Consider the following 13981-nt stretch of genomic DNA (forward strand, 5'->3'; position numbering starts at 1 on the left):
CACAAAGTACTACTTTGCGGGGAACCCCGGGAAGGACCCAGCCGCCGAAGGTGGGGCAGATGATTGGGGTGAAGTCGTAACAAGGTATCCCTACCGGAAGGTGGGGATGGATCACCTCCTTTCTACGGAGTATCTTTATCGATACAAATTTTTGAATCGAAACCTCTCGGGTCATGTTCTCACCTTTAGTTTTCAAGGAATACAAAGATGAAAAACTCCTATTCTCTAAAATGAGGATAGGAGTTTTTTCAGTTCTAAAAAAGAGTACAGGAAGTAACCTTGTTCTCTTTTTTATTTAATATTTATAGGGCTTATTATGATCATTTTTTTAATGATATTTGTATGTTTGTCTGAATAAACTATACAAATAGAAATGGTATCTGAAGGGGTAATGATCATGATATTTCGTCGCGGTTTAGTTCGCCGCCGCAAATTTTTATTCTTCCACCATTGGTGGAAACTAAGGAATAATTGGAAGTTTAGATTTCGCAATAAGCCCCCTATACATCAGCACTCAAGTGGTACATATCGTAAATTTCCGTTAATCAAACTACGCTTTCGAAAATCTATCATTTTGATCTTCATATTTTCAGTGATCCTTTTCATATCCTTTTGGATAGGAGAAAATCATTTACAACCTTCACTAAAAGTGATCGCTAAAACGAAAGTAAAAACAGTTGCACAGAAAGCTTTTTTAAAAGGAATACACACGATGAATAAAGAGTTAAATAGTACAAAAAATCAATTAATCTTTTTGCAAAAGGATAAAGAAGGTCGAATCATTGGTGCCAGTTTTAATAGTCAAGCGGAAGTACTTATTTATAATAGGGTAACAGAAAGTATCATGAAAGAATTACATAAGTCTGAAAATCATATTATAAAGATGTCTTTAGGTGAAGTAGTAAGAAGTAGCATCCTTTCTGATATAGGAATGGAACTTCCATTAAATATTTGGGTAGAAGGAGTACCACATGTAGTACTAACTTCTAAAATTGAATCTTCAGGAATTAACACTTCATTAGTGATTGTATATCTTCAAGCAGAGATTGATATGGGAGTACTTATCCCATTTACAGAAGAACATTTTAAGGTTAAGTTTAGTCAACCTATTGTAAGGCAAATTATTGTCGGAGATGTACCTAGCTATTTTCCTCCAGCACAACCCATATTACCGATAGAGTCGAGAAAATAGCTTGAAAAAGAAGATAGATGGATAGGGATGGGAGGGAATACTTTCCATCCCTTTTGTTTGTTGTTAAAATGAATATCTTGTTAAAAAATATACAAGATTATTCTGACAGAGTTTAAAATGATTACTTATACTATAATTACTCATCAGTTTTATTATGAACATTTGGTGGAGATTGAAAATTTTATTTTACTACTAAATAGATATCTGTTAAAATGTGATTTTGTAAGACTAATTTTGTCAAAAAAGTTATCATTCTCCATGTTTCATGGAAATACAATGGTAGCAAGAAAGGAATACTTTTATGAAGAGAATATGGATCATTATGTTTTCGATGATATTTCTTTTGTCAGGGTGTTCTTCTGGTCCAGATGAAAAAGAAAAGCTTCGTAATATTTTAGATATGGCTGTTGAAAAGTTTGATAAATTGGTGGATATCGAAAGAAAAATAAATGAACCCTACAAACAAATAAAAAGCGACACAGCATTTTCGATAGATAAGAAAATTACAATGGATCAAGCGAAAAAATATGCTGATGGGCTCCAAAAGTCAAAACAGGAATTACCCAATTTATTAAATGGAATTAAAGAAGTAGAAAGGTATATGCCGTTAGCAAAAAATCAAATTGACTTGTTTTCCGATGAAGAAGAAAAAAGGCTAGCTAATGATTTTTATGATAGCTTTTCAAAAACACTAAAGGTATATTATGACTATGTCAAAGCGTTTGAAGATGTGATTAAGTCTGATAAAGATTACTATCAAGCATTGGCTGATGGATCCAAACCACCAAAAGATAACTATAAAGATTTATATGATCGACTGGATCGATTAAATAAAGAGCTTAAAATCCAAGATGGTAAAGAGCGTCAAGCATGGAAAGATCTTAATAAAAAAGTTTATAATCGAACAATTACGGAGTTACCAAATATTAATCCTTAAACAGCAAAAAAAGGGATGACTCTAAAGGCACTTGAAGGGTCCTTTAGGTCATCCCTTTTTTATTGTATATCCGGTATGGATACCTTGCTCTAATTAGTTAAATTTTTAAATAATCAAGAGCCTTGATCTGTTTGGTCTCTTTGTAAAAGTAGATGGTAAACTCTTCAGAGACGACCCCTTTTTGCCAGTTATTAACATAAGGAATACGAAATCGTATATTTCGTTTGACTTTGGTAGCTTGATATGTTTTTTTGTTAAACGAATAGACAAGATGAAAGGAATCGAATTTTAACTGATGAAAGGAATAGGAAGGGTTATCCTTATATCTTCTGATGGAGTCACCAACAAACGGCAATATTTGTGGCACTTCTTGGAGGGAAATCTCTAGATGGTAAGAGTGATCATCTTCTCTAACTTTAATGTTGTTCGCTTGTTCTTTTAAAAGTTGAAATATCCTCTTTAGATCATAATAATCTTTTTCTGGTGGCCATAACCGAGCTTTTAAGGCCTTATCTACTTTCTTCCATGCTCCTCCTCTTTCATTTTTCCTATAACATGATTGATTTTTGAGAAAGACCTCTTCAAAAAAAGTTTGATGGATATGATCAGGAAAGTCTGCGATGATATCTGTTTTGTAATAAAAATGACTTGGATTAATAAATTCGACGTCAACATAATAGGTCATATTTGTCTGTTGTGAGATCATGGGTTGTTGCAAAACGTGGACGCCTTGATGGAAAGTTATTGTTTCCACTTTGTGCTTAGTCATTTTTAAACGATAACCAACTTCTTTCTTGATTCGTTCAGTGGCTTGTAAGATGATATTTTCTGGAGAAGGTTCAGGATATGGCTTGTTTTTTTTTTAAAAGCATATATGGTTGCTGCAATTAAGATTAGGATTAGGATAATCAACGTTAGAGAGGTCCAAGTGAAAGTCACTATATCACCTCGATATAATCAAACAAAAATCAAAATAATTAATTTTATTTTAACATTAATTTACGATATAAACAAATTTATATATAATTTTTATCAATCCCTTTTCTAAGAAGCGGTTGCCCTTCTTAATCAGCCGCTCATCGTTTTTGAACTCACTCCCACTAAAGGTTTGGCGCAAAGGTCGATCCTACACAAAAACGATTCGCGGCTTCATCTAGGAATGATCTAGGTTCTGGTTCCAATTATGCAACATGCTCTAAGAAGTAAATGTATCTCCTTATACTATGAAAAGTTTACAGCAAAAATCAAATAAAAATTACCCTTGAAGTGAAAGGGAGAGCCAAATGCCACAAATGATAAAATCGAATATAAATAAGAAGAAAAAGTTTTTATTAAGCTGTGTATTCCTTCTTTTATTGGTATATTCAGTTCAGGGAGTTATGTATCACTTCTTTTCCAAAAAACAGTCAGATGTATTTGCAAATCGTAAAAAACCCTTAGTAATAGCTCACCAAGGTGGTGAACTATTGGCACCTGCTGATACATTAGCCGCTTTTGAAAAAGCTCATCGCCTAAATGTAGATGTATTAGAGCTAGATATCCATATGACAAAAGATGGTCATTTAGTCACTATTCATGATGATACGGTCGATCGAACAACAAATGGAAAAGGTAGAGTTGATGAATTATCTTTAAAAGAGTTACAAAGATTAGATGCAGGATATCGTTTTAAAGATTTAAAAGGAGAGTATAGTTTTCGAGGAAAAGGAGTGTATATCCCTACTTTAGATGAAGTTTTTTCGAAATATGGGAAAGATCATTATTTTAATATTGAAATTAAAGATGCTTATCCATTGAAAGGAAAGTCACAAATTGAACATAAACTATGGCAATTGATTCAAAAGCACAAGCTTGAAAAGAAAGTGGTTGTAACATCTTTTGAAGATGATATTGTGGATCGTTTTATCGAAGAGTCCAAGGGAGAGACAGGCATAGGTGCAAGCCTTGCTGAGGTGGCTCAGTTTGTGATCTTAAATCAGCTTTGGTTAGATGGATTATATCGTCCATCCGCCCATGTAATACAGATTCCGATCGAGTATAGTGGAATGAACCTAAAGGACAAAAGTTTAATTGATGCAGCCCATCGTCTCAACATGCAAGTGCATTATTGGACCATTGATGACAAGAAAACAATGAAAGAGCTGATCCAACTGGGAGCAGATGGAATCATTACCAATCGACCCGATTTGTTAAAAGAAGTGGTGTCAGAAATGAAACTAAAATAGAAAAGAAAAACCTTACTTTTCATGGATGCAATGGTTTTCAACGTTTTTACATAAGAAAGTTCTACTCATCTATAAGAAGTGCGTCGCTGATTCAAGAGGGACAGAAGACTTCTGATTCTGTGATCAAGTATACTGCAATCTTCCTGTTCTTCGATTGATCAGAAACGCTTTCTTCAAAGCTATAGCATAAGTAGGATAGGTTCATTTCAATCATTTTCTTGGTTTGGGAAAGATTTAAAGACTTAAGGTATGGAAGCCTATTATAGTTTCACTTTGAAGTGGGTATCTGGACTTGAAATTGCAAATATCTGAAAATATAATGAATTAGAATCGACTTGGTGAGAGACGACTAAAGGGGTTGAACGAAATTATTAAGGGGAAAATACGTTATTTATTTACAAAGCAGAAGCAAGAATCTTTACACAAAGAGCAAGGGAATTGGTTGACATTCGTTGCTCCAGTTACAGGTAAAGCTGTTTCATTAGATGAAGTTGAGGATTTAGTTTTTTCACAAAGGATAGCTGGTGATGGATTAGCGATTATTCCTACAAATGGAAAAGTAGTAGCGCCAATCGATGGAGTTGTTTCTCATTTATTTGATACAAGTCATGCTGTTAGTATCCAGCATCCGAGTGGTCTTCGAGTTTTAATTCATGTGGGTATTGATACTGTTAAGTTATATGGAGAGGGTTTTACTGCTTTGGTAGGTATAGATCAACAGGTGAAAAAGGGAGATGAATTAATCCAATTTGACTTAGATTTGATTCAACAGGCAGGATGTTCAATTGCTACTCCAGTCGTAATTACAAATATGGATCTAGCACTCAAGCAAAAAGCTATGATTCAAAGAAATGTAGTAGCAGGGGTCGATCCTGTTTTGGAAGTATTGGTAAAGGGGATATAGAGGGAGACATGCATTATTAGATGAGTAGGTTTTAATGGTTAGCCTGTCAGGTTGCTGATTATAGACAGCAACCTGACGGAAGGAAGATTCAACTATTAGATAGTTTTTTAAAAAAAATTATTGCATTTATATAAAAAGCATGTTAAAGTATATATCTGTGAGCAGCAAATGATTGAATAAGTCGAAGGAAAAATGAATATGAGGGCCTATAGCTCAGTTGGTTAGAGCGCACGCCTGATAAGCGTGAGGTCGGCTGTTCGAGTCAGCCTAGGCCCACCATATAGGGCTCGGTAGCTCAGTCGGTAGAGCAGAGGACTGAAAATCCTCGTGTCGGCGGTTCGATTCCGTCCCGAGCCACCAGTAAGTAATATGATGGCCCGTTGGTGAAGCGGTTAACACACCAGCCTTTCACGCTGGCATACAGGGGTTCGAATCCCCTACGGGTCACCATCCTATTGCGAAAATGACTTATAAAGTCTCACCTTCCGCTCTATATGTGCCCTTAGCTCAGCTGGACAGAGCGTCTGACTACGGATCAGAAGGTCGGGAGTTCGAATCTTCCAGGGCACGCCAAAAACTTATCAACATCGGTTGATAAGTTTTTTTATATCTTTAAAAATGAAGAAAATCCCTCTTCATCGATGATTATCCTAAATTTTTGTCTTTAGATATGGGGAATAGTTAAATGGAATTGATGTGAGTTACTGATAATTAGATTTACAAATGGTAAAATATATATATAAACAGTAGTGTCGATTATCAAGGATAAATATACCTCTAAAATCTTTTTAGTAGTAGTTCGACACCATTGATATTAAATAGAATAGTAGGTGCTACATATGAGCAAATCAACTCATGATACAGTCATGCTAAATAATGGTGTTCAAATGCCTTGGTTAGGCTTAGGTGTATGGAAAACAAAAGAAGGGCAAGAAGTTGAAAATGCAGTTAAAGCAGCTATAAAAGCTGGATATCGTAGTATTGACACAGCTGCAGTATATGGAAATGAAGTAGGTGTGGGTAAAGCGATCAAAGATTCAGGTATTGCTCGCGAAGATCTGTTTATTACTACAAAAGTGTGGAATGCTGATCAAGGATATGATTCAACTTTGGCTGCATTTGAAGAAAGTCGTCAAAAGCTCGGTATTGACTATGTTGATTTATATTTAATTCACTGGCCAGTTAAAGAGAAATATAAAGAAACTTGGAAGGCATTAGAAAAGCTTTATCGTGATGGTTTGGTTCGAGCGATAGGCGTAAGTAATTTCCAAGTCCATCATTTAGAAGATATATTAGCTGATTGCACTGTGAAGCCTATGGTAAACCAAGTAGAGTTTCATCCTTACTTGACTCAAAAAGAGTTATTAGCCTTTTGTAAGGAAAAACAAATTCAATTGGAAGCATGGAGTCCTCTGATGCAGGGAGCAGTAGTTAATGATGAGACCATTCAAACATTAGCTAAGAAGTATCAAAAAACTCCAGCTCAAATTGTTTTGAGATGGGATTTGCAGCATGGAGTCGTCACCATTCCAAAGTCAATAAAAGAGCATCGTATTATAGAGAATGCAGATATTTTTGATTTTGAGCTTGCACCAGAAGATATGGATCAAATAGATCAATTGAATAAAAATCATCGCTTTGGCCCAGATCCTGATAACTTTGACTTTTAATTAATGTCATCAGCACCCTCTTTGGTAGGGTGCTTTTTATGTGATCATTTCCTTTATAAAAGAAGTAGTATTTCGTATTTTTTCGTGATACGCTTTGACTATAGATTAAATTAGAATATGAAATCTGTTTTTAATTATTTTATAAATCAGAAGAATAGTTGAGATGAATTGATGGGGCAATGTTATGCAGAAAAGGGAATATATTGAATGAGGAGGGGTAAAGATGTCACATTTAATTTTTGTTTATGGAACTTTACGAACTGGGGAAGCGAATCATCATTTTCTGCAATCTGCTGAAAAAGTAGCTGAGCAATGTTGGACTGAAGGAGCACTATATATTACAGGAACTAATCCGGTTATGATTGTCGGTTCTGATAGTCGCGTATATGGAGAGTTATATAGAATAACAAATGATCAATTGGCTGAATTAGATCGATTGGAATTAGAGATCAATTCAGATGAAAAAAAACAAGTCAAAAGAATTACACAAATCGTTCATTATGACCAAGGAACAAAACATGCGTGGATGTATGTCTTTGAACCGACTCAGATAGAAGGATTAGCCTCGATTCCTAGAGGGGATTGGAAATGCTATCAATATTTAAAACTACCCGAGTTGTATTATTTTGCCTATGGTTCTTGTATGGATGATGAACGTTTTCATATTCATGGGTGTCCACATCTTTTCCAAGACGTCGTAGGAAGAGGAGAAATCACAGGGTATTCATTTCGTTATACCTACCGTGCTCAAGATGGTGGTAGAGCCGATATTGTAGAAATAGGAGGGACGGTAGAAGGGAAAGTATATCGTGTTAATCAAGAAGCTTTAGACTATTTGTACATAAGAGAGGGTGCTCAGCGAACCGCGGGTATTTATCGTCCTGCTTTTGTTACAGGGAAAATTAATGGAGAAGTTACACAACATTTATTAACGTTTATAGTCAGAGAAAAAGAAGAAGAGACAGCCCCGCCAATGCATTATCTTCGGGAAATTATCCGTGGAGCAAAAGGATTTGTAAGTGACGAATACTTAAATCAATTGGTAAAGTACCATAAAGATCAGTTTAATTTGGATATTTTATCTTTACAGCTTGAAGAATAAGATTTGTTCCCACTAGATAAGACTGGTTTCGCCTTCATAAGCTAGAAGGGAAACCAGTAACTTATTCCATCATTTTTACTAGTTTCTTTGAAATAAATAAAAGAATGATACCAAGTAATATAGAAGTAATGCCGATAAGACTAAACACCTCAAAGTATCCAAGTGACTGTGTAAATGCGGCCAGTTGTCCTGCTAGAATGTTGGCAATTCCGTTTCCAGCTAGCCAAATTCCCATCAGTAGAGATGTTAATTTAACGGGGGCGATTTGACTAACTAAAGATAGACCAACGGGGGAGAGAAAAAGCTCACCTAATGTATGGAGTAAATAAGTAGCGACAATAAAAAGGATATGAGCTTTATGTGGGATGTGATTTGGATTACTTCCTGTTTGAAGTACGGCAAATAATAGGATAATGTAGCCAAGACCGAGTAGGATCATACCAAGTCCCATCTTAGTAGGGATGGGAAGATCAGCTTTTTTTGAATTGGCTAGTTTTAACCATAGGGCTGAGACTAATGGAGCTAAAAGGATAATAAATAAAGGATTTACCGACTGAAACCAAGAAGTTGGTATCGTCCAACCGAATATTTCACGATGAACAAATGTGTTCGTATAGACGGTTAATGAACTTCCTGCTTGCTCAAATCCCGCCCAAAAGAAGATGACAAAGACGGTTAGGATAAATATAACAGCAGTGCGTTGTTTTTCTTTTTTCGTTAGGGGTTTATTGTTATTTTTGCCTTTATCTCGTCTTCCTACAGGCTTCTTACCAATATCCCCAAGGTAACGTTTTCCAAAGAGATTAAATATAACCTGACCTAGAATCATACCGATTGATGAAACTAGAAATCCATACTGAAATCCATAGTGGATCACTTCATTTACTTTTGTTTTAAATAAATCTTCAGCTAAGAAACCACAAATAAGTGGTGCCATGAAGGCGCCGAGATTAATACCCATATAAAAGATGGTAAAAGCTGCATCACGTCTTTTATCATTTACAGCATATAATTCTCCAACAAGTGTTGAGATATTCGGTTTAAAAAAACCATTCCCCAAGATAATGAATGCAAGCCCCAGATAAAGCCCCCAGTTACTATGTTTGGCAAACAAAATAATATTTCCTATTGCGATAGTTATCCCACCGAGTGTAATAGCTACCCGTCTACCGAAAAAACGATCTGTTAAATAACCGCCAATAATAGGTGTCCAATATGTTGCTCCAGTATATAGTCCGTAAATGCTCATTGCCGTGGTTTCTTTAAATCCTAAGCCTCCTTGAATATAGGAGGTGGTTAGATAAAGAACCAATAATGATCGCAATCCATAGTAGCTAAACCTTTCCCATAGTTCAGTGAAAAATAAGAGATATAAACCAGGTGGATGTTTTTTGGATGAAGAATGATCTGAGCGTTGCCCTTGAAGTGTTACTTCCATTTCCATTTCCTCCTCGATCATATATATATTCATATCTTATAAAGAACTTATTTTTAATGATTGAAAGTGAATGAAACTACACAGACATATAAATATAGATTTTCAATTAATGAAGGAACTTATTCTTGATAGGTTAAAAACACTATGATCTAAGATAAAAAGCCGTTGATACTATATCTGTATCCAAAGGGGGAAAGATAGAAAGGACAGACAAAAGATACTGGAAAATCCTAAAAAGGAGGAAGTTGAAAATGACAGCATCCACAAAGAGGTTATTTATAGCGATTCCTATTGTTAAGGAGCAGAAAGAGTTTTTAGCAAAACAGGTAAAAGTTTTACAAGAAAATTTGCCATTCCAAAAATGGGTTTGCCCTGAAGATTATCATTTAACTTTGTATTTTTTGGGAGAAACGAGCTTAGCTAAATTAAACTTCATTCGAGATGCTATTAGACAGGTTGCTCAGGAAACAACTCCCTTTTTCCTATCTATTTCAAATTTAGGTGTATTCGGGAAAGAGCAACAACCAAGAGTTTTATGGATGGGGGTCAAAGGAAATTTGATGGCTTTGACTTCACTACAGAAAGAAGTACTACAAGCATTGGAACCATTTGGGTTTTATGGTGAAGATCGCCCTTATCGTCCTCATATTACTTTGGCTCGGAAATTTCGTGAAAATAATTTTGTCCTTTCAACACTTTTATTTGATAAGAAAGAATATAGAAGATTTTTGGAGTGGAAAGTCGATCAGATTGTACTTTACGAAACTCAGCTAGGAAAAAAGCCTATGTATCATGCATTAGAAATATTTCATTTTGATACGGATATCAAATAGTTAATGGATCTATAAAAATAATGTTTTAACCCCTTTTTAGATTGAGGTATTCTTAAAAAAAATAAAAAAGTGTTGCATAAGAAAAAGAACCATGCTATACTTTGAATTGTTCTCAGGAAGAACTAACCAAATATATGCCGGGGTGGCGGAATAGGCAGACGCACAGGACTTAAAATCCTGCGGTAGGTGACTATCGTGCCGGTTCGAGTCCGGCCCTCGGCACCAAATAAAAAAATCTCCTAATCATTATTCGATTAGGAGATTTTTTTATTTGGTGTTTTTTCTAATCAATATTTATTCAACTGATTAGGTGTAGAAAAATTTTTACAAAGAGGAAATATCCATTGACATTTCTGAAATGTGTAGTAGTATTTATATACACTCCTATTTAGGAGTGTATATAAATACTACTAATAAAAGGAGTTTCTAATGATTGATTTACTAAAAAAAATAGGTTTGTCTGATCTTGAAGCTAGATGTTACATCACACTCCATGAAGAGCATGATTTATCAGGTTATGAGGTAGCTAAGCGAATATCTGTCTCACGCACGAATGTTTATTCTGCTTTGCGTTCACTAACAGATAAAGGTGCCTGTCGTAGAATGGAAGGAGAAACGACTCGGTATAATGCTGTTCCGATAGAACAATTAGTACGTCTTGTTCAATCGGAACTTGAACAAACTTCAAAAGCTCTTATCCAACAAATGAAATCGCAACCAAGCCCCGCTCCAGCTTTCTACAACTGGCAAGGAAGTAAAGTGATAGAAACAGCAATACGGCGGATTATTGCTAATGCGGATACATCCATTATTGTAGATATATGGGCAGAGGATCTACAGTGGGTGGAGGAGGCGTTACTTTTAGCAGAAAGTAAAGGAATTACTGTCATCGTTATTACCATTGGTTCATGTCACACTCCTCTTAAACATGTTTTTAATCATCAGAGAGATGATCAATGGCCTATGGATGAAAGGAAATTTTCTATTCTATGTGACTCTAGTTCAGCTTTGCTGGGTAGCTTTGGAGGGACAATTAAACCTTCTGCATTAGAAACGGACCATCCAGCTGTAATCGAAATGTTAAAAAATGCTTTCTACCACGATATGATTATGAAACATATCGAAGATGACTTTGGTACAGAGTTTGAAGAAAAGTACGGTGAAAATTACAAAAAGCTGTTTTCTTATTTCGAAGAAAAAGGATGGAATATATAATGACTACCATTGATATTCGCTTTTGTGAAGAACTACTTAAAAGTGTTGGTGAACGTCTAAATAAGACTTTGAAGCAAGAGAATCGTGGATCCTCCATAGATGATTTATTGATACGATTTACGGAATCCAATGATTGGGCTACTCATCGAATAAAAGGCGCTCTTGCAAAAAAATATCCACATATCCATTGGTCTGAATCAGAATTTGAGATTCAAAAGCAAGAGAATGTAGAGTTTCAAGGAGAATATTGGGTTTGTGATCCAATTGATGGCGCTGTACAATTTTTACAAGGAATTTCTTCATATGCCATTTCTTTATGTCTAATCCGTGATGGTGAACCTGTATTATCCTTTATATATGATCCAAGTCACCAAGAGTTATTTCATGCTATTGCTGGTAAGGGGGCCTATCTAAATGGAAAACGGATTCGGGTTTCACATAAGACAAAACTACAGGATGCAATTATTACTACAACGCCACCATCCTTCCCAGCTAGAGATAAAGAAGTAACAAACCTTACTTTAAGTGGAATGGCGCAAATAATGCCAAAATCATTTGCTATAAGGATGCTTGGGTCTGTTTCACTCCAGCTAGCTTACACTGCATGTGGTCGAGTAGATGGATATTTTGAATATGGCTATGAACTATATAATTGGATTGCTGGTGCTCTATTGATCCGGGAAGCTGGTGGAGTGGTTTCTGATAGTCAAGGTAGTAACTTTACATGGGGAACAGCGGGTATCATAGCAGCAAATCTCGATATACATCAAGAAATAAGAGATGAACTGCGAACAATTCTATAAAAAACGAAGCCAATTTCCATGATACTAAGGAAATTGGCTCTTTACATATAATCCTTCGAATTCTATAGTTATTTTTTAATCGAAACGAATCTATACAGCAATATCAACATCAACATTTATATTAATTTCTTCTATTTCAAATTCAATTTCATTGTTATTAAAATTATTACTAAAATCAAAATTGAAATTGGCTGCATACGTTGGAGATATTTGTTCTTCAAGGATTATTCCTGAGCTTAAAGATATAACTAAAATGAGTAAAGTAACAGAAAAGAGGCGTAAGATCAATCTGATCACTCCTTTTGTTTTTATTTTAACACTATCTGAATTATTCAATAAAATTTTACTAAACCCTTCTGATTTAGCTAAATAACCATCATTTTTTTACTATATTATATATAAATAAAACTATATGATAGACATAAAATGACAGTTTATTAATATGGCGATTTAAATCTTTGGAACTATTAGCAAACTAGATTTCCTATTTCGGTTAAACGAGAATCACTTATTTTTATCCATTGTGAATAAAGAAGTGGTGGGAGAATGATGCTCTACAATCTAAAATAAATTAAATTTTCTTTTATTAAAAAACCCTATTGCATTTATAGATGAAGGCTGTTATATTATATATCTGTCAGGACATTACATAAATGAATAAAGCAAAGAAAAAATGAGAAAAAGGGCCTATAGCTCAGTTGGTTAGAGCGCACGCCTGATAAGCGTGAGGTCGGCTGTTCGAGTCAGCCTAGGCCCACCATTTTAGTATGGGGCTATAGCTCAGCTGGGAGAGCGCCTGCCTTGCAAGCAGGAGGTCAGCGGTTCGATCCCGCTTAGCTCCACCAAGAAAAACTTTATGGAGGGATACCAAAGTGGCCAACTGGGGCGGACTGTAAATCCGCTGGCATCGCCTTCGTAGGTTCGAATCCTACTCCCTCCACCAACTCCTTTTTAGGAATTTTAAATTGATTTTGATTGAGCCATTAGCTCAGTTGGTAGAGCATCTGACTTTTAATCAGAGGGTCGAAGGTTCGAGTCCTTCATGGCTCACCAATCGAAAATGCGGGTGTAGTTCAATGGTAGAACATCGGCCTTCCAAGCCGAATGTGAGGGTTCGATTCCCTTCACCCGCTCCATTATTCCTCAGTAGCTCAATGGGTAGAGCACCCGGCTGTTAACCGGTAGGTTGCAGGTTCGAGTCCTGCCTGAGGAGCCATCTTACCTTTATCACATTAGGAATACTGGATTTAAATTTCATATGGCCCGTTGGTGAAGCGGTCAACACACCAGCCTTTCACGCTGGCATGCAGGGGTTCGAATCCCCTACGGGTCACCAATTTTAACTGGGCTAGATTTTCTAGTCCATTCTATGGACGGTTAGCTCAGCTGGGAGAGCACCTGCCTTACAAGCAGGGGGTCGGCGGTTCGATCCCGTCACTGTCCACCACTTGCGGAGCTGTGGTGTAGAGGCCTAACATGCCTGCCTGTCACGCAGGAGATCGCGGGTTCGAATCCCGTCAGCTCCGCCAAAATTGAATATGCGGAAGTGGCTCAGGGGTAGAGCATCGCCTTGCCAAGGCGAGGGTCGCGGGTTCGAATCCCGTCTTCCGCTCCAAATATAATACGCAAACTAAAAGAAGTCTAGCTCTCATGCTGGGCTTC

General features: G+C 36.2%; 12 protein-coding genes, 15 tRNA genes and 1 rRNA gene. 25 read left to right on the plus strand and 3 right to left on the minus strand.

Going from position 1 to position 13981, the window contains the following annotated elements:
- From DL897_RS18505 to DL897_RS13780, 3 genes are all read left to right on the plus strand, one after another.
- Positions 1-122: ribosomal RNA gene (locus DL897_RS18505) — 16S ribosomal RNA — on the plus strand; the annotation flags it as partial.
- Positions 123-397: 275 nt separating this feature from the next.
- Positions 398-1192, plus strand: coding sequence for a sporulation protein YunB (gene yunB / locus DL897_RS13775; RefSeq protein WP_168188796.1), 795 nt, complete (start codon positions 398-400; stop codon positions 1190-1192).
- Positions 1193-1493: 301 nt separating this feature from the next.
- Entirely contained in the window at positions 1494-2129 is a 636-nt protein-coding gene (locus DL897_RS13780) for a YkyA family protein (RefSeq protein WP_113659740.1), read from the plus strand.
- 97 nt (positions 2130-2226) lie between these two features.
- Here the strand turns inward: DL897_RS13780 and DL897_RS13785 are convergent, their stop codons facing one another.
- Positions 2227-2898 (minus strand): DUF6612 family protein, encoded by a 672-nt coding sequence (locus tag DL897_RS13785; RefSeq protein ID WP_338067097.1) that lies wholly within the window; start codon positions 2896-2898, stop codon positions 2227-2229.
- A 514-nt stretch (positions 2899-3412) separates the two neighbouring features.
- Between DL897_RS13785 and DL897_RS13790 the strand changes: the two genes are divergently transcribed.
- The 8 genes from DL897_RS13790 (at position 3413) to DL897_RS13825 (ending at position 8030) form a co-directional block, all read left to right on the plus strand.
- Positions 3413-4354, plus strand: a complete 942-nt coding sequence (locus tag DL897_RS13790) for a glycerophosphodiester phosphodiesterase family protein (RefSeq protein ID WP_113659742.1) — start codon at positions 3413-3415, stop codon at positions 4352-4354.
- A 358-nt stretch (positions 4355-4712) separates the two neighbouring features.
- Positions 4713-5258, plus strand: a complete 546-nt coding sequence (locus DL897_RS13795; RefSeq protein ID WP_240627451.1) for a PTS sugar transporter subunit IIA — start codon at positions 4713-4715, stop codon at positions 5256-5258.
- A 202-nt stretch (positions 5259-5460) separates the two neighbouring features.
- Positions 5461-5537, plus strand: a tRNA-Ile gene (locus DL897_RS13800).
- Between the two features lie 5 nt (positions 5538-5542).
- Positions 5543-5618, plus strand: a tRNA-Phe gene (locus DL897_RS13805).
- A gap of 14 nt (positions 5619-5632) precedes the next feature.
- Positions 5633-5708 (plus strand) — tRNA-Glu (locus tag DL897_RS13810).
- Between the two features lie 46 nt (positions 5709-5754).
- A tRNA-Arg gene (locus DL897_RS13815) sits at positions 5755-5831 on the plus strand.
- A gap of 266 nt (positions 5832-6097) precedes the next feature.
- Positions 6098-6928, plus strand: a complete 831-nt coding sequence (locus DL897_RS13820) for an aldo/keto reductase (RefSeq protein ID WP_113659743.1) — start codon at positions 6098-6100, stop codon at positions 6926-6928.
- 223 nt (positions 6929-7151) lie between these two features.
- On the plus strand, positions 7152-8030 hold the full coding sequence (locus tag DL897_RS13825; RefSeq protein WP_113659744.1) for a gamma-glutamylcyclotransferase family protein: 879 nt from the start codon (positions 7152-7154) through the stop codon (positions 8028-8030).
- A gap of 61 nt (positions 8031-8091) precedes the next feature.
- Here DL897_RS13825 and DL897_RS13830 read toward each other — a convergent pair whose 3' ends face one another.
- Positions 8092-9468, minus strand: coding sequence for a peptide MFS transporter (locus DL897_RS13830; protein WP_113659745.1), 1377 nt, complete (start codon positions 9466-9468; stop codon positions 8092-8094).
- Between the two features lie 251 nt (positions 9469-9719).
- Between DL897_RS13830 and thpR the strand changes: the two genes are divergently transcribed.
- The 4 genes from thpR to DL897_RS13850 all read left to right on the plus strand — a co-directional run bounded on the left by thpR (position 9720) and on the right by DL897_RS13850 (position 12319).
- Complete coding sequence (gene thpR, locus DL897_RS13835; RefSeq protein WP_113659746.1) at positions 9720-10301, plus strand: RNA 2',3'-cyclic phosphodiesterase; 582 nt, start codon at positions 9720-9722, stop codon at positions 10299-10301.
- A gap of 136 nt (positions 10302-10437) precedes the next feature.
- Positions 10438-10526, plus strand: a tRNA-Leu gene (locus DL897_RS13840).
- Positions 10527-10730: 204 nt separating this feature from the next.
- Positions 10731-11516, plus strand: coding sequence for a TrmB family transcriptional regulator (locus tag DL897_RS13845; protein WP_113659747.1), 786 nt, complete (start codon positions 10731-10733; stop codon positions 11514-11516).
- Positions 11516-12319, plus strand: coding sequence for an inositol monophosphatase family protein (locus DL897_RS13850; RefSeq protein ID WP_168188797.1), 804 nt, complete (start codon positions 11516-11518; stop codon positions 12317-12319). The genes DL897_RS13845 and DL897_RS13850 overlap by 1 nt, the downstream gene beginning before the upstream one ends.
- 90 nt (positions 12320-12409) lie before the next feature.
- Here the strand turns inward: DL897_RS13850 and DL897_RS13855 are convergent, their stop codons facing one another.
- Positions 12410-12607: a hypothetical protein gene (locus tag DL897_RS13855; protein WP_113659749.1), complete on the minus strand. Its 198-nt coding sequence runs from the start codon at positions 12605-12607 to the stop codon at positions 12410-12412.
- 395 nt (positions 12608-13002) lie between these two features.
- Here DL897_RS13855 and DL897_RS13860 point away from each other — a divergent pair.
- From DL897_RS13860 to DL897_RS13905, 10 genes are all read left to right on the plus strand, one after another.
- Positions 13003-13079, plus strand: a tRNA-Ile gene (locus DL897_RS13860).
- A gap of 9 nt (positions 13080-13088) precedes the next feature.
- Positions 13089-13164: transfer RNA gene (locus tag DL897_RS13865), tRNA-Ala, on the plus strand.
- A 13-nt stretch (positions 13165-13177) separates the two neighbouring features.
- Positions 13178-13262: transfer RNA gene (locus tag DL897_RS13870), tRNA-Tyr, on the plus strand.
- Positions 13263-13296: 34 nt separating this feature from the next.
- Positions 13297-13372, plus strand: a tRNA-Lys gene (locus DL897_RS13875).
- A gap of 9 nt (positions 13373-13381) precedes the next feature.
- Positions 13382-13455, plus strand: a tRNA-Gly gene (locus DL897_RS13880).
- 4 nt (positions 13456-13459) lie between these two features.
- Positions 13460-13535, plus strand: a tRNA-Asn gene (locus DL897_RS13885).
- Between the two features lie 44 nt (positions 13536-13579).
- A tRNA-Glu gene (locus DL897_RS13890) sits at positions 13580-13655 on the plus strand.
- Between the two features lie 35 nt (positions 13656-13690).
- Positions 13691-13766: transfer RNA gene (locus DL897_RS13895), tRNA-Val, on the plus strand.
- Between the two features lie 5 nt (positions 13767-13771).
- Positions 13772-13848, plus strand: a tRNA-Asp gene (locus DL897_RS13900).
- 11 nt (positions 13849-13859) lie between these two features.
- Positions 13860-13934 (plus strand) — tRNA-Gly (locus tag DL897_RS13905).
- Positions 13935-13981 lie beyond the last annotated feature (47 nt).

It is taken from the genome of Thermoflavimicrobium daqui, assembly GCF_003313465.1.
Lineage (GTDB): Bacteria > Bacillota > Bacilli > Thermoactinomycetales > Thermoactinomycetaceae > Thermoflavimicrobium > Thermoflavimicrobium daqui.